Genomic DNA, 21,546 nt, shown 5'->3' on the forward strand with positions numbered 1-21,546 from the left:
AAGAGCACGTAGACACGCCGTAGTTCTTCCTTTTGCGGGTTGAAGCAAAGCCGCGCAGACGGTCAACCTTTGTGCTTTTGGCCTACTTTGACCGATCTCAGCGCCCACCCGGCGGCAACAATTCGGAGAAAGAACCCGTCAGCTGGCACTGTCAGACAAAACCGGCTTGAGGTGGGCAGGGCGTCGATCTCGCGTCCGGACATGAAAAAGAAATCCCCGTATCGATACTTCAAGACCAGCCCGGAGATCATCCGCTTGGCTGTGATGTTGTATGTTCGGTTCCCGCTATCGCTTCGAAATGTGGAAGATTTGCTGCACGAACGCGGAGTTGTTGTGAGCCATGAAGCCGTTCGATACTGGTGGCATCGGTTCGGCCCGATGTTCGCATCCGAAATAAGAAAGCGACGCATCACGGGCATGAAGTCTAGCCATTGGCGTTGGCACCTGGATGAGGTTTTTGTGAGGATCAACGGTGAACGGCACTACCTCTGGCGTGCCGTTGACCACGAAGGCGAGGTGCTCGAAAGCTATGTCACGAAGACGCGGGACAAGAAGGCTGCGCTGAAATTCCTAAGAAAAGCAATGCGCAAGCATGGGCGACCGGAAATGATCGTGACGGACAGATTGAGGTCGTACGGGGCTGCTATGAAAGAAATCGGCGCTGCCCATCGCCAGAAAACAGGCCGCTGGCTGAACAACCGCGCAGAAAATTCACACTTGCCTTTCCGACGACGAGAACGGGCCATGCTCCGTTTTAGGCGCATGCGAAGTTTACAGAAATTGGCCGCAGTCCACGCCTCGATCTACAACCCATTCAATTCGGAACGCAGCCTCTCCTCCAGATCCAACTTCAAGATGAACCGTGCTGCTGCTCTCTATGAGTGGCGTGGTCTCTGCGAGGCATAAGGGGCAGCCATTCTGTCCTTGTAGAGATTGGTTAGAATTCGTCTGGCAGCACCACCAAACATTATGCCTACAGGAATTTACCGCAATCTTCTTTGACGCGATCATATGGTACTTTTTTATTTTAATTTAAGTAAAACCGTAGAAGCATGTTGATGGCTGTACACAGTGATCGGTACATCACGACCGCACCATAATACTCCTGAAACAAACGAATTTCAGCGCCTTTGCCGTGTAGAGTTGCACCAGTTTGCGCTGGAATGGCCACTTCACTATTTCCTGTCTCGCCCAAACGGATCGGGATGTGTATGAGTGGGCAATACTATTTGGTAAGGGTAAAATGTCTCAGTCCATCACCGTGTTCACTACGATGAAGAACGAAGGCCCGTATATGCTGGAATGGGTGGCGTTCCACAAAACATTGGGCGTGGACCATTTTGTGATTTTCACCAACGACTGTGATGACGGAACGGACAAGATTTCTGCTAGGTTGCAAGAGCTTGGCCTGGCCACTCATGTCAGCAACGAAGTGAAGGAGGGGGGTAATCCCCAGCACCAGATGATGCACCGTGCGCGCCGCCAGCCCAAGGTCAAAGAGGCCGATTGGCTGCTGTGTCTGGATGTAGATGAATTCTGGAATATCCGCTGCGGCGACAACGGATTTCACGACCTTATTGCAGAGGTCGAGCAAAAGGCTGGTCAACCGGTTGATGCGATATCTTTCGCGTGGAAGCTGTTTGGAAGCTCGGGAAATATCAGCTTCGAAGACAGACCGGTGACCGAGGTATTCTCAATGGGGGATCAAGAGTTCCCCTATCATTCAAGCCGCGCTTTTGGGCTGAAAACGCTGTTCCGAAATAATGGCAAGTTCACCCGGTTTGGTCCGCACCGCCCAAAGGGCTTTGACGAGGAGGTAGCGCCAGAAATCGCATGGTCAGATGCCGGCGGAAAGCTGTTTCCAGCCGATAAGGTCGGTTGGCGGGCGTGGCGCGGGTTCGACCATTCCTTGGGACGCATCCACCACTATTCAGTCCGGTCCATGGATGGGTTTCTTGTCAAGCGCGACCGGGGTCGAACAAACCACATCAAAGTAGATCAGGGGCAAGCTTATTGGCAGGACATGAATGCCAACAAAGAGTCCGACCAATCCATCTTGCCCGCCGCACGCCGCGCCGCACCTCTGCTCGCCGAACTGAAGGCGGATGAAGAGTTGAACGAATTGCACGCGCAGGCCTGCTACTGGCACCGAGCCAAAGTGTCCGAAATCAAGATGCGCCCGGAATGGGTGGAGTTTCGCATCTGGCTCGCCGATAACCTGATTTGATCATTATGGCCGAAGACCTATCGAAAGAGCAGCTGAAACCGGAACACCCTGATCGCAAGACAGGGTATGAGCGTATCCTGACGGATCCCGCTCCGCCTTGGTTTGTCGAGCTGTACCCCGGCGGCGACGGCATTGGCTTCTTTCAAAAGCTGGAACGCCACTCGATCCTGTTCCATCAGCGCTACCCGAAGCGTCTAGTAGTCAGCTTCGACAATATCGCCAACGCCAATGACCAGTCCTTCGCACGCGAGCCGTGGGGCTGGAAATTCTTTCGCGACGAAGGGTGGTCCCACATGGGCGTCTTCGCGCGCACCAAGGCATGGTATCGCGACCCCGAGATCATTTCCTATTTCGAAAACAAGGTCGCCGAGGGGTTCTTTGACCGGTTCGATCAGGTGGTTTTCGCAGGCGCATCGATGGGCGGCTTTGGGGCATTGACCTTTTCGGCGCATGTACCCGGTGCGCACGTGATCGCGTTCAACCCTCAGACAACACTGGATGAACGGCTGGTGCCTTGGGAAACCCGCTATAGGTTCGGCCGTGTACAGGATTGGGACCTGCCGATGAGCGATGCGGCTCAAACTGTTCAGACAGCTGGTAAGGCTTACGTCTTTTACGACCCATTCTTTGATCTGGACCGGCAGCAGGTCCAGCGTCTGCAGGGCGACAACGTGATGTTGCTCAAGACTTGGTTTTCAAACCATTTCGCGGCGCCCATGCTGCGCAAGCTGGATATCCTCAAGCCCGTAATGCTGGGGGCGATGGACGGCTCACTGGATACTGTCGAGTATTACAAGATGATGCGCGCCCGACGTCGCCTGCCTATGTATATTCGGGGGATTGAGGCCATCGGCGCCGAGCGGCACCCTGACTTGGCGGCAAAAGCCCGGCAGCGGTTCCGCCGACTGCGCCGGCAGGCCATGGCCGAGAAGGAAAGGGACGCCTCGTGACCGCCGCCAAAGGCGTGTTTGTCGGTCAGCGCAAGGACCGCATGGGCGCGCGGTTGCTGATGATGCTGACCTGCATCCGGCTGGCCGAAGATTTCGGCACGACCTACCGGGTGAATTGGTTCCCGCAGGGCGCGGACGCGCCCGAACTTGACCACCCACAAGAGTTGTTCGCGCAGGATTGGATGGATGAACATTTCCTTACTCCTAAGGAGTTCGGAGCTCTTTCGCAGAATGCCTTGCCGATCTGGTCCTTCCAGAGCGACACCTCGCCCGACCGCCTGATTACCCATCTCAACGCCGGACGGTCGGTGCTGGTCGAGGAAGGTTTCGAGGTGCTGGCCTTCCCATGGGAGGACGTCGAGACGATCCGGCCAAGGTATCGCGACTTCATTCACGGGGTCGGGTTCACGGAAGAAATACGCGAAATTATGGACTGCGCGGATGCCAGGCTATCAGGGCAGGGTGTTTCTGCCTATCACATCCGCCGCGGTGATATTCTGAATGGGTTGCCGTGGAAGCACACGACCTGGCCCGCAAAGATCGAACCTGAAGAACTGTATGAGGCACACCTTGCAAAGAATGTCGATAAAGCGGCCATTATGTTTTCGGACCAGCCGGAACTGATTTCCCGGTTTCAAAAACGGTATCCACGACTGATGCAGATGCAGGACATTTCGGATGTTTCCGGAATGACGCGTGCGCAGCGCGACTTTCTTGAATTGTACGCTATGTCCCGTGCCAACTCAGTTATAGCCCCGCCTGTTTCTGCATTCTCAATGGCTGCCGCAAGATTGTCTGGTCAGCAGCACATGACATTTCGGGAAGCTCTAACATATGAAGAACGCAACGCCGCTAACGACAAAGCGATTGAACGGCTGAAATCAGGACCTAACAAATTCCTGAACTCGTCAGAAGCGGCCCATATTTATTCCAAAGTTCTGTTCCACCTTCACTCATTTCGGTTTGAAGATCGTTCAGTCGAGGCCGTCGAAATCGCGGAACCGTTACTGGCATCTGGTGCAGATAACGCCTTTTTGCCCAGACTTCAGGCCCTCAATTTGTTCTACCAAAAACGTTGGAGAGAGGCATTGGATTTGACCGAAAAATCACTGGCCGACCCGAATGTTTGGCCTGAAGACTGGGCGGCGCTCTGCGCTTTGCGATGCGCTATTCTCGGTCAGCTTGGCAACAGATGGCGCGCAGCCCAATCCTTTTGCCAAGCCATCTGGTCAAAGCCACTCAGACCCGATGTGGTTGTCCTGTCTTCTCGCGCATTGTATCGGGATCAATTGTCTTTGCGGTTGCTTCCACCGACCGATTGGATGTTGCAAAGATCTATGCGCCGTCCCTGGTATAGCTTCAATTCGTTTATTGCACAGCGTAAAGTGATTTCCCGGCTTCCTTGCAATTTCGACGCACTTTTGTTGGACTGGGCGGACTTAGCCATAGACCAGAAAGCACGAAGGTTGCTGACCAGTTCCAAGCGGCTAAGAACACTTGAGTGGGGTCTGAAAAGACCAAAGGATATAATGGATGAAGATCTCTCGGTTGTCAGTTTTTCGACACAACTTAGATTGCACCTAGGCGACCTGGGCCGCGCGAACGCGATCGACATTTCACGGGACATTGCTTCAAAGCAGCCTGAAAACCCTCTGTATCACAAAAGGCTAGCTGAGTTACTTGAAGCAGAGGGTGATGCTTCGCGCGCGCGCCTTACTATGGCAGAGGCGCTTGCATGCGATCCTGATAATCCGTTTCTGATTTTTGCGATGGGCAGGTTGCTGGAGCGAATAGGGGCAACAGAGCAAGGTGAAACCCAAATTATTAGAGCTGCGGAGCTGGACATTGCAACTGCATCAATCCAAGGCATGGCCGGACAAATATATCTTCGGCGAGGAAACAAGGCGAAGGCACGGCGCTTTTTGCAGAAAGCGCATAATCTATATCCATCCTACAAGAGGTTCCAAAACCAATTGAAACGCGTGGAACGTTGATGCGGCACGCCTTTTTCGCACGCGTGATCAAAGTGTTTCGCGGTAACACCGGGTAAAAAAATCCCTGCACTTTTTCTGGATTGTCCTTGGTTGTATGAACCTACGCAATTAGGTTGCAGCTCTATATCCAGCGTGACGTATGCGCCAAGGGAAGAATAACGAGGCAACAGGCTATGGCTGAACAAGATCCGCGCTATGTCAGCGTGACTCCAATGAAAAATGAGGGGCCATTTGTACTGGAATGGGTTGCCCATAATCGCGCGATTGGTGTCGATAAGATTGTCGTTATGACCAATGACTGTACTGATGGCACGGATGCATTGCTACAGCGATTGGATGATCTCGGCATTCTGAAACACGTAGACAATAATTCAGGTAAACAAAGCAGCCCGCAAAAGCGTGCTTATAGAAAATTTCTAAGTATGGACTTCGCCCAGCCAAATGATTGGGTCATCGTCATCGACGCGGATGAAATGATAAATGTTAAGACTGGTGATAATACTCTGCGTGCTTTGACGGATGCCATTCCAGACGCAAAAACAATTTCAATGACCTGGCGTTTGTTCGGGAATGCCGGAAAAGTTGGTTATGAAGACCGGTTCCTCTCGGATCAGTATCGGCGCGCGGCGGCTGAAAACACAAAGCGTCCGGCCCAAGCTTGGGGATTCAAAACAATGTTCAAGCGCGGGCTGTGGGACAGGTTGGGTGTGCACCGGCCACATCGGGCTACGGTTGAGACCATGGAAGAATGCCATTGGTACAACGGGTCAGGGCAGTTGATGCCAGATCGCTATTTTACCAAAAGCTGGCGGTCGATGGGGGATTCCGTTGGGTACGATCTGGTTCAGGTAAATCACTATGCTCTAAAATCCTGCGAAAGCTATCTGGTAAAAAAGATGCGGGGTCGCGCGCATCACCTTGGCGATAGCCTGGGCATGGAGTACTGGAACATGATGAACCAGAACGCAGAAGAGGATGGCTCGATCGACGCCACCCTGGATCGCAAACGTGGTTTATATTACGAAATGCTCTCTGATCCCGAGGTTGCGCGACTTCATCATGCGTCTTGCGATCTGCACCGCAAACAGATCGCGCAATTGCGTGACCTGCCCGAGATGCAGGAACTCATGCAGCAGATGACCGCAGGTCTCACGGCCAGCCAGCGGGCATGACGCAGTACAGTTTGGGGACAGGAGCTAGGTAATGCTTTGGCTGCACATGGGGATGCCCAAAACCGGCACGACTGCCTTGCAGGGATTTCTGCGCCGGAAACATTCGGTCATGAACGAGATCGGCCTGCATTATATGGAAACCGGCCGACGCCGGCTGGATGGTGGCACACGTCTGGCGATAAGTCACAACATCGTCGCCTTTCACATCAACCAGAGCGCTGATCCGTTGGATCCGTTTCGGTCTGCCATGACCACTGAATACGACGCGCATGCGGATCAGACCTGTGTTGTCTCTTCCGAGATGTTCTATTCCTGCAATCTGAACCGGCTGACCGAGGTTTTTGCTGATATCCCCTCGCGCGCTTTGACGATCACCTACTACTGCCGCCGGTATTCGGATTTCTTCGAGGCGGATTACAAACAGCGGGCCAAGGCCGGGCGGCTGTCCAACGGCGGCACTGAATACATCCGCCAGCAACTTGATCTTATCCGCAACCAACCGGAACGGTTGAGTTTTTCTGCCAAACTCGCCGAAATCCGCACCGCCTTTCCTGGCGTCACCGTGGCTCCGCTTTTGTATGACCGCTCTGGCATGGTGCGGGGGAATGTCGTCGATGACTTCCTGTCTCGGATCGGTACGCCATTGGCGGAGGAGGTTTCAGTAGGAGCTTTGTCCAACCCGTCGCAATCCCGCGCGGCGAGCGAAGCTTTTGGTGTCATCTCCCGTGCGCTGGGGCGTAAGAAGAGCCGCCAGTTACGCCGGATATCTGTCGATGATCCTGTCATGGTGCGCCGGAATGATGTGCTGGAACCCGATGAGCGCGCTTGGCTAGACGAATTCGTGGCCAAGCAGGATACCGCCTTTCAGCAAGAGTTCTTTCCCGACCGGCCCGAACTGTTCACCCCGACAAAACTAAGCGATGAGGACAAGATGTTTCGCCGGGATACGCCCGAAGAGTATGAGGCTTTGCGTAAAGCCTCTGAGATTGTGTTTCGGTTGGCTTTGGACGTCTGATCGTTATTCCTGAACGGCGATTTCCTGACGCTGTTTTCCGGTCGTCTTGTCAAAAATTAGGATGCGGTTGTCATCGGTCACGACCGCGTACCAGTTGCTGCCGATGGTCACGGCCTGAGCTTTGGCCCCGTCCGGCAGTTCGATTTGATCGGGCAGGGTAGGGGTTCTGTCCGATAGTCGGATGACAATCAGTGCGAATGTCACTAGAACCCCGCCAATCATCACCGCGGTCAGCAGCATGACCATGCGCCGCAGCAAGCGAAGCTGCGGTGTTTCCTGCGGTTCTTGCGGTTCGGAAGGGACAGTCATGGGCACCCGCCAGATTGAATTTCAGATCGCGGCCGATCCGCCGCCACGCCTTGATAAGGCGCTTTCACGGGATGTACCAGCGGATGAAAACCTGTCGCGCACTCGCCTGACCCGTATTATCGAAAACGGCGAGGTGACCATCGACGGTGTCGAAGTGCGGGACCCAAAGGCCAGGGTGGCCAAAGGTGCCTTGGTGTTGATCTCCGTCGCCGAAGCCGAAGAAAGCCACATAGGTCCCGAAGATATCCCGCTGAACGTCGTCTATGAGGACGCGGACCTGATCGTCATCAATAAACCGGCAGGCATGGTCGTTCACCCTGCGCCGGGCTCGCCCAACGGAACGCTGGTCAATGCGTTGCTGCATCATTGTGGCGAGGACCTGTCAGGTGTGGGGGGCGTCAAACGCCCTGGCATCGTGCACCGCATCGACAAAGAAACCAGCGGCTTGCTGGTGGTCGCCAAGTCTGACGCGGCCCATCACGGTCTGGCGGCGCAGTTCGAGGCGCATAGCGTCGAACGCTATTACCGCGCGATTTGCTACGGCGTACCGGATGCGAATGACCCACGTTTGCGCGGCATCAAGGGTGTCAGCTTTGAACCGGGCAATATCATGCGCCTGACCACGCAATTGGCGCGGCACAAAAACGACCGGCAGAAACAAGCGGTTCTGTTCCACGGTGGTCGGCATGCGGTAACTCGTGCGCGGTTGGTCGAGACATTTGGCAACCCGGCAGGCATCGCGCTGATTGAATGTTGGCTGGAAACCGGCAGAACCCACCAGATCCGTGTCCATATGGCCCATGCCGGGCATGGGCTGGTTGGCGATCCGGTGTATGGGGGCAAGCGCAAGCTTGCGGCGAAAGCCTTCAACCCGGCCGCTGCTGAGGCTGTGTGCAGTTTTCCGCGACAGGCGCTGCATGCCGCAGTTTTAGGCTTTGAGCACCCTGTGACAGGCGAAACCCTTCGGTTTGAGGCCGATTTGCCAAAGGATATGGAATTTCTGATTGAACAACTGCGCGCGCCGCTGACATAATACGCAAACATACGTGAGTAACGCGTTCTTAGCTTTCCTTTATCAATCGTTAATTTCAAACTGTTAACGGTACCTCTTGAATGGATCGGGACTTATTCCCATATCCCATGTTAACGAAGTAAACATTTGTCGGAGGGACATGAATCATGGCAAATTACGCAAATCTCCCCGCGCCGACGCCCGAGGGCGGCCTGAACCGCTATATGCAGGAAATTCGCAAATTTCCGCTGCTTGAGCCGGAAGAAGAGTACATGCTCGCCAAGCGTTGGGTCGAAGAGCAAGACACTGAAGCTGCACATAAGATGGTCACGTCGCACCTGCGATTGGCGGCCAAGATCGCTATGGGCTATCGCGGCTATGGCCTGCCACAGGCCGAGGTGATTTCCGAGGCCAATGTGGGCCTGATGCAGGCGGTCAAAAAGTTTGATCCGGAAAAAGGTTTCCGTCTGGCGACCTATGCAATGTGGTGGATTCGTGCCTCGATCCAGGAATACGTTCTGCGGTCGTGGTCGATGGTCAAGCTGGGCACGACATCGGCACAGAAAAAGCTGTTCTTTAACCTTCGCAAGGCCAAGGCTCGTATTGGTGCGCTGGAAGAAGGCGACCTGCGTCCGGAAAACGTCAAGCGGATTGCTACTGATCTAGGCGTGACCGAAGCTGAAGTCATCAGCATGAACCGCCGGATGTCTGGTGGTGATGCCTCGCTGAACGCGACCGTCGGGTCCGAAGGTGAAGGCACCATGCAATGGCAGGACTGGCTTGAGGACGAAGATGCCGACCAGGCGGGCGATTACGAAGCCCGCGACGAGCTTGATGCCCGCCGCGAGCTTCTGGCGGCTGCGCTGGATGTCCTGAATGACCGGGAAAAGGACATCCTAACTCAGCGCCGTCTGATGGATCAGCCCGTCACGCTGGAAGAGCTCAGCACCCAGTACAATGTCAGCCGCGAGCGCATTCGACAGATCGAGGTCCGTGCCTTCGAAAAGCTGCAGAAAAAGATGCGCGAACTGGCCCGTGAAAAGGGCATGCTGGGTACTGTCTGACCCAATTGGTTCAGCCCGCCACAACGGCGGGCTGATTTTCTTTAGGCGAAAATAAAGCTGTCTTCGGTCAGATGCCCGGCTCCAATGCCCGTAAGGACAATACTGTCCCCGTCCCCTAGTTCGATGGTGGTCCGGAAGAAGCCACCGGAGATATCATCCTCGATATCTTCAAACCCGGCGATGCCTTCGTAGCCGGACAAGTCAATCTTGTCCTTTCCGACCCGGAAGTCGACGATCCAATCATCGCCATCCCCGTTTTCAATGACAAACATGTCTTTGCCACGTCCGCCGAACATGATGTCATCATCGGCTCCACCGTCGATCACATCGGCCCCTCTGCCGCCGAATATCGTATCTTCGCCTTCATCACCGCGCTGAATGTCTTTCCCACGACCGCCGAAGATCACATCGTTTCCAGCGCCGCCCAACGCGACGTCGTTTCCTCTGCCGGTATTGATGACATCGTTTCCGCCGCCACCATGAACAAAGTCCTGACCACGCCCAGTAAAGTAGAACTCGTCCGAGTCGTCGTCGAGAATGAAATCGGTGTTTTTCTGCCCCAGAATGTCCGTAACCGATACGGGCGGAAGGACGCCGTTTAGGGCGTGAATGATCCCGTTTGTGGCATCAGTATCGGTTTGGATGATACCCGGATCGGCGATGCCGGCATCCGCATCGCCCAGACTCGGTAGGTCGCTTTGAAGGTTCAACTCAACCGATGAACCCTGCAACGTTTCGATCTGCGCGCCGTCGCCCAGGCCGGCAACGGCAGCCAGATTGAATTCCCCGTTCACAACGTGGTATTTCAGAACCTCTGTCAGCAGGGGGATGGCATCCCCTCCGCCCAACAGGGTCAGCGCCTTGACGATGTGCCCCAACGCGCCTGCTTCGTCCGAACCCGCATAGCCCAATGCCTGGGCAAGTCCGATAAAGGCGGCGTCGGTCGGGGCGAATACCGTAAGGCTGGCCTCGGGGTCATCCAGTGCTCCAGCAAGGCCGGCGGCAACAACGGCCTCGCGCAGGATGTCAAAATCTCCGTTGTTGTCATCGAATGAGCCGATGGCTCCGCTCATCAACACACTTCCTGTAATTGTCTTTGTCGGTGTTGGTATGTCTGGCAATCTCCCACCCAGTTGGTCGCAACATCAATCCCGGGTGCTTTTAGCGGACAATGCCGACTACCCGGTGACATAGTTGCTACTGGGCAGGCAATGAAACGGATCAAGAAATTCTCAGGTTTGCGTGCGTTAATGGGCGGAAAACACCACGAAACCCCTGACTTTAAAGCGATTCCCTGATAGAAACGGCGCAAGCTAACAAAGGATGAGGCGGCGGTATGCAGCAACCTGTTCAATGGGGCGTTCTTGGCGCCGCGAAGTTCGCACGACAGTTCATGGCGCCGGCAATTCACGCGGCGGACGGGGCCCGGTTGGCAGGTCTTGCCACGTCGGACGCAGCCAAGGCTGAGCCGTTCCAGCAGTACTGCCCTGATCTGACGGTTTATGGCAGCTATGACGCCCTTTTGGCCGATCCCAAGATCGACGCGGTCTATATCCCGCTGCCCAACCACCTGCATGTCGAATGGAGCCTCAAGGCGTTGGACGCCGGTAAGCATGTTCTGTGTGAAAAACCCATGGCCATGTCCGCGCCCGAGTTTGATGCGCTGATCGAAAAGAGGGATCAGACCGGTTTGCTGGCGGCTGAGGCATACATGATCGTGCACCACCCGCAGTGGCAATTCGTACGGCAACTGATCGCGGATGGGGCGATCGGAAAGCTTGTGCATGTGACCGGCGCGTTCAGTTTTGACAACCGCGCGGACACCGGCAACATCCGAAACCGGGCCGAAACCGGCGGTGGTGGGCTGCGCGATATCGGCGTCTACGTGATTGGAAGCGCCCGGTTCGCCACTGGGCAAGAACCAGTTTCGGTGCAATCCGCGATCCGCTGGGAAGATGGCATTGATGCCTTCACCGAGATACGCGCGCAATTCCCCGAATTCACCTATTCCAGCTACGTCTCGATCCGGATGCACCCGCATCAGGAAGTGGTGTTCCATGGCGAAGGTGGCGTGATCCGCCTGACCGCGCCTTTCAATGCGCGTGTTTTTGGTGAGGCACGGGTGGAACTGCATCGTCCGGGTCTTGAGGTTCAGGTCACGCGGTTCCCGGGCGACGATCACTACAAGCTTCAGGTTGAGGCGTTTTGCCAATCAGTCCGCGACGGGGCTAACTACCCATGCCCGCTGGAATTCTCGCGCGGAACGCAAGCAATGATTGACCAAGTGTTTGAGGGCGCGGTCGCCCTCTGACTTGCCACGCCGCGCTTGGCTGGACTATTCTGGTTGTCACCTGATCAGGAGGGAGACCATGGCAGGCGGCTGGGCGCGTGACGGCGCGGTGAGTGAACAGATTGAGGCGTCCATTACGGACGAACTGGCCCGGATGCAGGCGCAAAAGCGGCCTGTCGGGGAAAGCCTGACCCATTGCGCCGAATGTGAAGAACCGATTCCAGAAAAGCGACGGATCGCCATTCCCGGTGTTAAACTCTGCCTGGATTGCCAACAGGATCGGGACGGGGCCTTCAAGGGCCGTTCCGGCATCAATCGGCGCGGTTCTAAAGACAGTCAGTTGAAGTAAGCGGGGCACAAGGATGCCCGACACCCAAGAGAAGCAGCCACTCTTGCAAAACGGGCTGGTTCTTGGGTTTCTTGCGGCTTTCCTGTGGGGCACGCACAGCGTCATAGTCCGCTACCTGACCAGCGATCTGGGAGGGCTGCAAATCGCGGTAACGCGCCTGTTCATCGCAGCCATCGCCATCTATTGCATGCTGCGCGTGATGCGCGTCGCTGTTTCAATCCGGTTGAATGACTGGAACTTTCGGCTGGCCGTTCTGTCCACTGTGGTCAACTACATCCTGTTCCACATCGGGCTTGAACATACCGGTGCAGCCAATGCCATGGTTCTTGAGAACACGGCGCCATTCTTTGTGCTGATCTTTTTGTATTTCTTTGCCGACACTCCCGTTACGCGCACAGACATACTTGCCACGGGGTTGGCGATTTTCGGCGTCTTCCTAACGGTTTATCAGGATTTCCAAGGCGGTGGAGAGCCCCTGTTCGGGGACTTGCTTGAAATCGGCGCAGGGCTAAGCTGGGCGGTTTTCCTAGTCTCGAGCAGCCGGGCGATGCGAAATTCTGAAACGACCGGAGAACGTCTAAACTTCCTATTTGGGATATTCTTGTGCTCGGGTGTGCTATTGGTCCCTCTGGCCGCATTTTCACTGCAGATACCTACAGCCAACGATGTCGTGTTCCTGATCCTGCTGGGCGTATTGCCAACCGCTTTGGCCTACTACCTGTGGTACGAAGCCGCCGCGCGGGTTTCGACGTTGACTGCGACCTTGATGTTCGCCGCATCTGTGGTGTTTACGTTCATCAACTCAGCCCTGTTTCTGGGGGCCGCAATAACGCCGGTCGCGGCCCTGGGGGCTGTGTTGATTGTGGTCGCCATTTTCCTGACGACCAAAAGCCAGAAGTGACTAGTTTTCCATCGCTTCCAGCTCGTCGATAAAGCCGGAAATCATCGACAGACCCTTGTCCCAGAATTTGGGATCGCTTGCATCCAATCCGAACGGTGCCAGCAGTTCCTTGTGGTGTTTGGACCCACCAGCGCGCAACATTTCGAAATACTTGTCTTCGAACCCGTCCGCACCGCTTTCGTAGACCGAGTATAGCGCGTTCACCAAACCGTCACCGAACGCATAGGCGTAGACGTAGAACGGTGAATGGACGAAGTGCGGGATATAAGCCCAGAAGGTCTCGTACCCATCCATGAATTCAAATGCGGGCCCAAGGCTTTCGGCCTGTACGCTCATCCACAAAGCGTTGATGTCATCCGGGGTCAGCTCACCCTCGCGGCGGGCCGCATGCAGCTTGCATTCAAAGTCGTAAAAGGCGATTTGGCGGACGACCGTGTTGATCATGTCTTCGACCTTGCCGGCCAGCAGCACCTTGCGCTGTTCGGGGGTTTCGGCCTTGTCCAGCATCTTGCGGAAAGTCAGCATTTCACCAAAGACCGACGCCGTTTCAGCCAGCGTCAGTGGGGTAGAAGACAGCATCTCGCCCTGATCGGCCGCCAGTACCTGATGGACGCCGTGCCCCAACTCATGCGCCAGTGTCATCACGTCGCGCGGTTTGCCCAGATAGTTGAGCATCACGTATGGATGAACCTCGGTGACGGTCGGATGGGCAAACGCGCCCGGAGCCTTCCCGGGTTTAACCGCAGCGTCGATCCAACCCTTTGAGAAAAACGGAGCCGCGATTTCACCCATGCGGGGATCGAAGGCAGTATAGGCGTCCATCACTGTCTTTTCGGCTTCATCCCAGTCAACGACGCGCGTGTCTTCCATCGGCAGGGGCGCGTTGCGGTCCCAAACCTGCATTACGTTCAGGCCCAGCCATTTGCGTTTCAGCTCGTAGTAGCGATGGCTGAGCTTGGGGTAGGCGGCCACGACCGCCTCGCGCAGAGCTTCAACCACTTCGGGTTCCACGTCATTGGACAGGTGGCGACCGGTTTGCGCGGTTGGCATGTTGCGCCAGCGGTCGACAATTTCCTTTTCCTTGGCCTGTGTGTTGTGGACACGAGCGAAGGTTTTGACGTTGTCCTGAAACACAGCGGCCAACTCGCGCGCGGCTGCTTCGCGTTTGGCGCGGTCCTGCTCGGTCAGAAAGTTCAGGGTGCCTTCAATGTTCAGTTCTTCGCCATCAACAGTGAAGGTCAACCCGGCAATGGTTTCGTCAAAAAGACGCTCCCACGCGTCGCCAACAACGCCGAGGTCGTGCAGGAATTTCTCAAGCTCGTCAGACAGTTGGTAGGGTTTCATCGCGCGGATGCGGCGGAACACCGGCTCGTACCGCGCCAGGTCGGCATTCACATCGAAATGCGCCTTAAGGACATCATCGTCGATGCGGTTGATTTCGAGCGTGAAAAACACCAAGGGGGTGGTGAAGATCGTGATCTTTTCCTGCATGTCTGACAGGAACTTGGCGCGTTCGGCATCTGTGGTCAGCTGATAGTACCGCAGACCAGCAAACGACATGATGCGCCCGGCAATTGAATTGATCTTCTCATTGCGCACGACGCAGGTCAGCAGACCCGCAGCATTCAGATCAGCCAACTTGCCTTCGTAATCTTCGGCAAACGAAGCGCATTCCTTTTCCAGCCAGCCCAGATCGCGGGACAGTTCCGGCGCATCTTCTGAGGTGTAGAGATCGGTCAGATCCCATTCCGGCAGGTTGCCCAGATTGCCGGCACCTCCGGCAGCATTTGCGTCTCGGACGGGAAAGGGAAGGTCGCGCATGGATCACCTCGATAATAGCTTTCGCCAACATCTAGGCGCGCAAAGCGGGGATCACAAGCGGTGCGTGATCAGACTTCGGAAGACAGAACCGGTTCCGGCACCGCGTCAGTTTGCGCGGCTTTGAAATGAGCGGCCAGCTGGTCAAAGACCGGCCCGCGTACGTCGGGTGCCTCCATCAGAACTTCGTGTTCGCCATCTGGGATTTCGACCAAAGTGCCACTGGGCCAGTTCGCCATGCGGGTGCGGATAGACTTGCGATCGACAATCTGTTCATGGCTGCCCAGAAAGGTCAGACACGGCGTATCCGGAGCAGTCTGGTCCATCAACCAGGCGCATTCATCCAATGCTTCGCGCAGCCAGATGGTCGAAGGCGCGCCAAGCGCCAGTTCGGGCTGTGCAGCCAATTGATCTTTCATCATCTGGAACATCGCCGGATCGCGGGTCAGTACATTCCCCTCGAACGGTTGGGAGGCCACATAGCTTTCCAAGGATGTCGTCGGTGGGGTTCTTTCCCCCAATCCTATCCGTGGTCCCCAATAGGCGGTCAGACGGCTGAGCGGTTTCATGATCGGGGTAAAGAAAATGCCCCACATCGGTCCGGTAAAGGCACAGGCAGCAAAGCAGTTCTTTTCCAAAGCCGCGCGCATACCAATAGCCCCGCCCATGGAATGTCCGATCACGAACCAAGGCTTCGGCAGGTTCAGTTCGGTTGCCAGGTCCAGCGTGGCCTGAACGTCCTGTTGATAGTCCGTGAACTGCTCGACATGCCCGACGCGCGGGTCATCCAGTAACCGGTCGGCCAGGCCCTGACCGCGCCAGTCGACAGCCAGAAACGCAAAGCCGCGATCCGTAAACTCGGCCGCGCAATTACCGTACTTTTCGATATATTCGGTGCGGCCGGGAAACATCATTACCGTGCCGCAGGTATCGCCTTCGGGCAGCCAGTGGCCCACCCGAATGCGTGTGTTGTCCGCTGTGTTCAGCCAATGAGCCTGACCACCGGCGGGGACGCCGGCCATGTCTGCAAAGAAAGGGGCCGGCGACAGGTCCATCAGGCCAGTGTCGATGCCAGTTGCATAGCAACGCCCATGTCACCGTCCACGGTCAGCTTGCCTGACATGAACGCGCCGGTGGGGTTCAATTCACCGCTGAGTATTTGTTCGAACGTGTCCGCATCGGCGTTCATGGTGACGTCTGTTTCTTCGTCACTGACGCGCGCACCGCTTGCGTCCAGAACGATTGAGCCCAGATCTGCGATGGCAAATTTTGCCGACGCGGTAAAATCGCCGCCCGACAGTTTTTCGTTCAATGCGGCTGCCGCTTTTTCCAGAGTGTCGCTCATGATTCTCCTCACTATGTTTGTGCGCCGGGAATGGACATCCGCGGGCGCAGCGCTACACTGACCGTTGTTATGAGCATTGCAAGCACCAATCTCAAAGGTATCGTCGCGGCAACAGCGCTTCTAGTCACGTTTTCCATTCCTTCTTTCGCCCAAACGGCGGATTCCAAGGATGAGGAACAACTATTGGTGCAACTGTCGCAGGCAACCCCCGAACAGGCGATGAACATAGATCGTCAGCTCAAGGCGCTGTGGGCACAGTCTGGCTCGGCCTCGGCGGATCTGTTGCTTGAGCGCGGGCGCGAAGCGCTGGAGGACGGCGACTCGCTGGCCGCGATCCAGCATCTGACTGCGCTGACTGATCACGCGCCGCAATTCGCCGAAGCCTGGCACGTGCGGGCATCGGCCTTTTTCGGGATCGAACGTTTCGGTATGGCTGCGGCTGATTTGGAATACGCCCTGACGCTAAACCCCAACAACTACGAGGCCATCTACGGATTGGGGCTGATTTTTGAGATCGTCGATCGACCCGACAAAGCGCTGGACGCTTACGAGCGTGCTTTAGCTATACATCCCCATCACGAAGAAGTAACCAATGCCGTGAATCGACTGAAGCCCCGGGTCGAGGGCTCGGCCCTCTAACAAGCTGGGGCAGGGGGCAAAGGTGAGCGGGTCATCCCGAATCGTGGCCGTACTGGGCCCGACCAACACAGGCAAAACCCATTACGCGATTGAGCGGATGCTGGGGCACCGGACAGGTGTGATCGGCCTGCCGCTGCGTCTGCTGGCGCGCGAGGTCTATGACAAGATCGTCGCGATCCGCGGACCGTTGGTCGTTGCCCTTGTAACGGGTGAAGAGCGGATCGTTCCGCCGCGTGCTAAATACTGGGTCTGCACTGTTGAGGCGATGCCCGAAGGCATGGGCGCAGATTTCGTAGCCATCGACGAAATCCAGCTGTGTGCAGATCCCGAGCGTGGACATGTTTTCACCGACCGTCTGCTGCGTTCGCGCGGAACGAGTGAGACGTTGTTTCTGGGCTCTGACACTTTGCGCGGTCCGATTGCGGCGCTGGTGCCCGAAGTGCAGTTCATTCGCCGTGAACGAATGTCTCAGCTGGTTTATTCCGGCTCGAAAAAGATAAGCCGCATGCCCGCACGTAGTGCCATTGTTGGGTTTTCGATCGATAACGTCTACGCCATTGCCGAGCTGCTGCGCCGCCAAAAGGGCGGGGCGGCCGTCGTTATGGGCGCGCTCAGCCCGCGCACCCGGAATGCGCAGGTCGAGCTGTATCAGAACGGTGAAGTGGACTACCTCGTTGCAACTGACGCCATTGGGATGGGTTTGAATCTTGATGTGAACCACGTGGCGTTTTCGTCGCTGACCAAATTCGACGGTCGTAGGATGCGCCACCTGGCCCCCAATGAACTGGCCCAGATCGCAGGCCGGGCAGGGCGCGGGATGTCTGATGGTACATTTGGCGTGACGGGTGAGGCCCCTCCGCTGGACGACGGGGTCGCGCAGGCGATCATGGACAGCCGGTTCACGCCGATGAAAAAGCTGAATTGGCGGAATGCTGCTTTGCGGTTTGGCTCGGTTGAGGCCCTCATCGACTCGTTGGAAGTCAGCCCCGACAGCGAACATCTGATCAAGGCGCGACCCGCGGACGACCTGAACGCACTGAAATCGCTGTCTCAGGACGCCGAGGTTATCGCCCGCGCAAGCGATGGGCCGTCCGTCCGGTTGTTATGGGATGTGTGTCGAATCCCCGATTTTCGCGGTATCAGCCACGCAGAACACGCCAGCCTGCTTGAGGTGATCTATGGTCATCTGCATGAACGCGGCGCTATCCCTGACGAGTTCATGGCGCGGCAAATCCGCCGCATCGACAAAACAGATGGGGATATTGATGCACTGTCCAAAAGGTTGGCATATATTCGCACCTGGACATATGTTGCGCAACGAAACGGATGGGTGCGTGACGAATCACATTGGCGCGCGGAAACGCGCATTGTAGAAGACAGGCTGTCGGACGCTCTGCATGATCGTTTGACTCAGAGATTTGTGGACCGGCGCACGTCAGTGTTGTTGCGCCGGCTCAAACAGAAGGAGGCCCTTTTGGCCGAAGTAAATGACAAGGGTGAAGTGACCGTCGAAGGAGAATTCGTCGGTCGTCTGGAAGGGTTCCGGTTTACCCCGGACAAAAGCGCACAGGGAACCGAGGCGAAAGCTCTCAAATCGGCCTCTCTGCAAGCACTCGCACCGCAATTCCATCTGCGTGCAGACCGCTTCTATAACGCGCCCGATACCGAAATTGATTTTACCGATCAGGGTGGCCTGATGTGGGGCGAGTATGCTGTGGGCAAGTTGGTTGCCGGGGCAGAACCTCTCAAGCCGATGGTCGAGGTTTTTGTGGATGAGGCCGCAGGCCCGGATGTCGAACAGAAAGTGCAGCGCCGTCTGCAACATTTCATCGACCGAAAGGTTGCCGCCCTGTTCGAGCCGCTGCTAAACCTGTCGCGCGACGAAGAGTTGTCAGGTCTGGCCAAAGGGTTCGCCTTCCGCATGGTTGAAGGGCTGGGTGTTCTGCCCCGCGCAGGTGTTGCGCAAGAGGTCAAAGATCTGGATCAGGACGCCCGTGGAGCCCTGCGCAAGCACGGCATTCGGTTTGGTCAGTTCACAATCTTCATGCCGCTTCTGCTGAAACCCGCGCCTACGCGTCTGCGTCTGGTTCTTTGGGCGCTGGCCGGTGGATTGCAGGAATTCCCTGACGCGCCGCCTCCGGGTCTGGTCACTGTTCCGGTCGCCAAAGGTGCGCCCGAGGGCTACGATACCATGTGCGGCTACCGCAATGCCGGCGAGCGTTCGATCCGCATCGACATGCTGGAACGTCTGGCAGACATGCTGCGTGCCGAAGACAGCCGGGGTGGTTTCGAGGCCAAGCCCGATATGCTGTCGATCACCGGCATGACGCTTGAGCAGTTCGCGGATCTGATGCAAGGGTTGGGTTATAAGGCCGAGCGCGGTGAGCGTGAAAAGGTGAAAGCCGCACCGGTCGAAGCCGAAAAGCCCGCGACTGACGTTACGGAACAGCCTGCCGCCGAAGAAACCCCGGCGCCCGAGGCAGAAGCCGAAGAGGTCGTCGCCACCGCCGAGGCGCCAGCCGAGACTACCGAAAGCACCGAGGCGGTAGCCGAGGCTCCAGCAAGCGAACCCGCCTCAGACGAGACCGAAGTTGAGGTGTTCTACACTTTCACCTGGGGTCGCCAGCGTCCGGCCAATCGCGCTCCGCGTCGTGAACAGCGGCAAGGGCAGGGGCCGGGCAAAGGCAAGCCGCGCGGTAAACCGCAGGATGGTCGCGGCAAGCCGCAAGGTAAGAAGGGTGGCAAACCGCAAGGTGGCAAGACCTTCTCGTCGCGTCCGCCCAAAAAGGAAAAGGAGATCGATCCCGATAACCCGTTTGCAGCAGCGCTTATGGGTTTGAAGGACGGCAACTGATCTGCGATGGCCGAGGCCAAGCTGCGGATCGACAAGTGGTTGTGGCAGGCGCGGTTCTTCAAGACCCGCAGCCTGGCCGTTAAACAGGTCAGCGGTGGCCATGTCCGATTGAACGGAAACCGGGTTTTGAAGCCGGCACAGGCCATCGGGCCCGGTGACGTTCTGACCTTCCCCCAAGGCCGTATCGTGCGCGTAGTACGCGTCGAAGCACTGGGGGAAAGGCGTGGCCCGGCGACCGAGGCACAAACGTTATACTTCGATATGACGGAAAAGAAGGACGTGCCTCCTAAGAATCCGGGATTTGAGGGAAAGGGTCGTCCAACAAAGAAAGATAGGCGCGCGCTTGATCTTTCTCGCCCCCGGGATGGTTGATCCTACCTTGAAGAGAAGGCCAGACTGAATTAGCTAGACGCCCAAACCGAGAATGGGAATCCCACAATGACCTATGTCGTCACCGAAAACTGCATTGGCTGCAAATACACCGACTGCGTCGAAGTGTGTCCGGTGGATTGTTTTTACGAAGGTGAGAACACATTAGTCATTCACCCCGACGAATGCATCGACTGTGGTGTGTGTGAACCTGAATGCCCTGCGGACGCCATTCGTCCCGACACTGAGCCTGGAATGGAACAGTGGGTCGAGTTCAACCGAAAATTCTCGGAACAATGGCCGGTTATCGTGACCAAGAAAGACCCCTTGCCTGAAGCGGAAGAGCGTGACGGCGAAGAGGGCAAAATGGAGAAGTATTTCTCCGAAGCACCCGGCGAAGGCGGTTAAGCGATTCGGTAACTGAACCGGGTGGTTTGAATAGCGGCCTTCTGCTGTATCGCTTTGAAAAGTCTGGGGTTTCTTCACCATTGTGGGGGGCGGACTTTCGGGTGTCGCAATTTTGTGATATACTCAGAAGCTGAATGATGAATGAGATGGGGATGACTCCGTAAGTATGTACGCTTTGGAGTTCTGATTTTTTGACAAACTTACCGCCTGACTGGGCCAGATAGTGGCGCGGTTTGGGGTCTTTTGTTGTCTCTGCCTCTCTCTTGTAACCAAGGATGAACCTGTATGTCTAAGTCGAAAAAGCTTGAGTTCCGCCCGAACGATTATGTTGTCTACCCCGCCCATGGTGTGGGCCAGATCATCTCGATCGAAGAGCAGGAAGTCGCGGGATACTCGCTCGAGCTGTTCGTCATTTCTTTTGAAAAAGACAAGATGACCCTGCGGGTGCCGACCAACAAGGTTACCGAATCCGGCTTGCGGTCCCTCAGCTCACCTGACGTTATCAGCCAGGCGATGAGAACCCTGAAGGGTAAGGCCAAGGTGAAACGTGCGATGTGGTCGCGCCGGGCGCAGGAATATGAACAAAAGATCAATTCCGGTGATCTGATCTCGATCGCCGAGGTTGTGCGCGATCTGCACCGCACTGATGACCAGCGCGAGCAGAGCTATTCTGAACGTCAGCTGTACGAAGCCGCGCTGGAACGCCTGACCCGCGAAGTCGCGGCTGTGTCCGGCGCAGGCGAAGTATCGGCGGCCAAGCAGATTGATGAGGTTCTGACCTCGCGCGCGGCCGCGGCTGCCTGATCGCTTCTCCAGTCAATTTTCTGGCC

At 56.4% G+C, this 21,546-nt stretch carries 22 protein-coding genes; 16 read left to right on the plus strand and 6 right to left on the minus strand.

Annotated elements, in window-relative coordinates:
• Positions 1-62 precede the first annotated feature (62 nt).
• On the minus strand, positions 63-203 hold the full coding sequence (locus tag RUA4292_RS25310; RefSeq protein ID WP_233493422.1) for a hypothetical protein: 141 nt from the start codon (positions 201-203) through the stop codon (positions 63-65).
• Here RUA4292_RS25310 and RUA4292_RS11170 point away from each other — a divergent pair.
• The 6 genes from RUA4292_RS11170 (at position 202) to RUA4292_RS11195 (ending at position 7,358) form a co-directional block, all read left to right on the plus strand.
• Positions 202-906, plus strand: coding sequence for an IS6 family transposase (locus RUA4292_RS11170; protein ID WP_058277648.1), 705 nt, complete (start codon positions 202-204; stop codon positions 904-906). The two genes, RUA4292_RS25310 and RUA4292_RS11170, sit on opposite strands and share 2 nt — an antisense overlap.
• A gap of 337 nt (positions 907-1,243) precedes the next feature.
• Positions 1,244-2,227, plus strand: a complete 984-nt coding sequence (locus RUA4292_RS11175; protein ID WP_058277649.1) for a glycosyltransferase family 2 protein — start codon at positions 1,244-1,246, stop codon at positions 2,225-2,227.
• A 5-nt stretch (positions 2,228-2,232) separates the two neighbouring features.
• Positions 2,233-3,177 (plus strand): hypothetical protein, encoded by a 945-nt coding sequence (locus RUA4292_RS11180; protein ID WP_145974945.1) that lies wholly within the window; start codon positions 2,233-2,235, stop codon positions 3,175-3,177.
• Positions 3,174-5,171: a hypothetical protein gene (locus RUA4292_RS11185; RefSeq protein ID WP_058277651.1), complete on the plus strand. Its 1,998-nt coding sequence runs from the start codon at positions 3,174-3,176 to the stop codon at positions 5,169-5,171. The genes RUA4292_RS11180 and RUA4292_RS11185 overlap by 4 nt, the downstream gene beginning before the upstream one ends.
• Positions 5,172-5,344: 173 nt before the next feature.
• The gene (locus RUA4292_RS11190) at positions 5,345-6,343 is read left to right on the plus strand and encodes a glycosyltransferase family 2 protein (protein ID WP_058277652.1); all 999 of its coding nucleotides are present in this window, start codon (positions 5,345-5,347) and stop codon (positions 6,341-6,343) included.
• A 31-nt stretch (positions 6,344-6,374) separates the two neighbouring features.
• Positions 6,375-7,358, plus strand: a complete 984-nt coding sequence (locus RUA4292_RS11195; RefSeq protein ID WP_058277653.1) for a hypothetical protein — start codon at positions 6,375-6,377, stop codon at positions 7,356-7,358.
• A 3-nt stretch (positions 7,359-7,361) separates the two neighbouring features.
• On the opposite strand, the gene RUA4292_RS11200 is transcribed toward RUA4292_RS11195, so the two are convergent.
• Positions 7,362-7,667 (minus strand): DUF6476 family protein, encoded by a 306-nt coding sequence (locus RUA4292_RS11200; RefSeq protein ID WP_058277654.1) that lies wholly within the window; start codon positions 7,665-7,667, stop codon positions 7,362-7,364.
• On the opposite strand from RUA4292_RS11200, the gene RUA4292_RS11205 reads away from it, so the two are divergent.
• Both RUA4292_RS11205 and rpoH read left to right on the plus strand, forming a co-directional pair.
• The gene (locus tag RUA4292_RS11205; protein WP_058277655.1) at positions 7,666-8,700 is read left to right on the plus strand and encodes an RluA family pseudouridine synthase; all 1,035 of its coding nucleotides are present in this window, start codon (positions 7,666-7,668) and stop codon (positions 8,698-8,700) included. The two genes, RUA4292_RS11200 and RUA4292_RS11205, sit on opposite strands and share 2 nt — an antisense overlap.
• A 146-nt stretch (positions 8,701-8,846) precedes the next feature.
• Complete coding sequence (rpoH, locus tag RUA4292_RS11210; RefSeq protein WP_058273882.1) at positions 8,847-9,743, plus strand: RNA polymerase sigma factor RpoH; 897 nt, start codon at positions 8,847-8,849, stop codon at positions 9,741-9,743.
• A 41-nt stretch (positions 9,744-9,784) separates the two neighbouring features.
• On the opposite strand, the gene RUA4292_RS11215 is transcribed toward rpoH, so the two are convergent.
• A complete protein-coding gene (locus tag RUA4292_RS11215; protein WP_058277656.1) occupies positions 9,785-10,816 on the minus strand; it encodes a fasciclin domain-containing protein in 1,032 nt (343 codons plus the stop codon).
• 263 nt (positions 10,817-11,079) lie between these two features.
• Between RUA4292_RS11215 and RUA4292_RS11220 the strand changes: the two genes are divergently transcribed.
• From RUA4292_RS11220 to RUA4292_RS11230, 3 genes are read left to right on the plus strand one after another with little or no spacing between them, the layout of a single operon-like run.
• Positions 11,080-12,054, plus strand: a complete 975-nt coding sequence (locus RUA4292_RS11220; protein ID WP_058277657.1) for a Gfo/Idh/MocA family protein — start codon at positions 11,080-11,082, stop codon at positions 12,052-12,054.
• 58 nt (positions 12,055-12,112) lie between these two features.
• The gene (locus RUA4292_RS11225) at positions 12,113-12,382 is read left to right on the plus strand and encodes a DksA/TraR family C4-type zinc finger protein (RefSeq protein WP_058277658.1); all 270 of its coding nucleotides are present in this window, start codon (positions 12,113-12,115) and stop codon (positions 12,380-12,382) included.
• 13 nt (positions 12,383-12,395) lie between these two features.
• Positions 12,396-13,283, plus strand: a complete 888-nt coding sequence (locus RUA4292_RS11230) for a DMT family transporter (RefSeq protein ID WP_058277659.1) — start codon at positions 12,396-12,398, stop codon at positions 13,281-13,283.
• On the opposite strand, the gene RUA4292_RS11235 is transcribed toward RUA4292_RS11230, so the two are convergent.
• The 3 genes from RUA4292_RS11235 to RUA4292_RS11245 all read right to left on the minus strand — a co-directional run bounded on the left by RUA4292_RS11235 (position 13,284) and on the right by RUA4292_RS11245 (position 16,446).
• Positions 13,284-15,104, minus strand: coding sequence for a M3 family oligoendopeptidase (locus tag RUA4292_RS11235; protein WP_058277660.1), 1,821 nt, complete (start codon positions 15,102-15,104; stop codon positions 13,284-13,286). It abuts the gene before it with no gap.
• 68 nt (positions 15,105-15,172) lie between these two features.
• Complete coding sequence (locus RUA4292_RS11240) at positions 15,173-16,156, minus strand: alpha/beta fold hydrolase (protein ID WP_058277661.1); 984 nt, start codon at positions 16,154-16,156, stop codon at positions 15,173-15,175.
• Positions 16,156-16,446, minus strand: a complete 291-nt coding sequence (locus RUA4292_RS11245) for an SCP2 sterol-binding domain-containing protein (protein WP_058277662.1) — start codon at positions 16,444-16,446, stop codon at positions 16,156-16,158. The genes RUA4292_RS11240 and RUA4292_RS11245 overlap by 1 nt, the downstream gene beginning before the upstream one ends.
• Before the next feature lie 69 nt (positions 16,447-16,515).
• On the opposite strand from RUA4292_RS11245, the gene RUA4292_RS11250 reads away from it, so the two are divergent.
• From RUA4292_RS11250 to RUA4292_RS11270, 5 genes are all read left to right on the plus strand, one after another.
• Positions 16,516-17,085, plus strand: a complete 570-nt coding sequence (locus RUA4292_RS11250; RefSeq protein ID WP_233493423.1) for a tetratricopeptide repeat protein — start codon at positions 16,516-16,518, stop codon at positions 17,083-17,085.
• Positions 17,086-17,107: 22 nt separating this feature from the next.
• Complete coding sequence (locus tag RUA4292_RS11255; RefSeq protein ID WP_082637082.1) at positions 17,108-19,939, plus strand: helicase-related protein; 2,832 nt, start codon at positions 17,108-17,110, stop codon at positions 19,937-19,939.
• 6 nt (positions 19,940-19,945) lie between these two features.
• A complete protein-coding gene (locus RUA4292_RS11260; RefSeq protein WP_058277665.1) occupies positions 19,946-20,311 on the plus strand; it encodes an RNA-binding S4 domain-containing protein in 366 nt (121 codons plus the stop codon).
• 66 nt (positions 20,312-20,377) lie between these two features.
• The gene (fdxA, locus tag RUA4292_RS11265) at positions 20,378-20,716 is read left to right on the plus strand and encodes a ferredoxin FdxA (protein ID WP_058273871.1); all 339 of its coding nucleotides are present in this window, start codon (positions 20,378-20,380) and stop codon (positions 20,714-20,716) included.
• Between the two features lie 285 nt (positions 20,717-21,001).
• Positions 21,002-21,520, plus strand: a complete 519-nt coding sequence (locus RUA4292_RS11270; protein ID WP_058277666.1) for a CarD family transcriptional regulator — start codon at positions 21,002-21,004, stop codon at positions 21,518-21,520.
• Positions 21,521-21,546 lie beyond the last annotated feature (26 nt).

The sequence above is a fragment of the Ruegeria atlantica genome (assembly GCF_001458195.1).
Classification (GTDB): domain Bacteria; phylum Pseudomonadota; class Alphaproteobacteria; order Rhodobacterales; family Rhodobacteraceae; genus Ruegeria; species Ruegeria atlantica.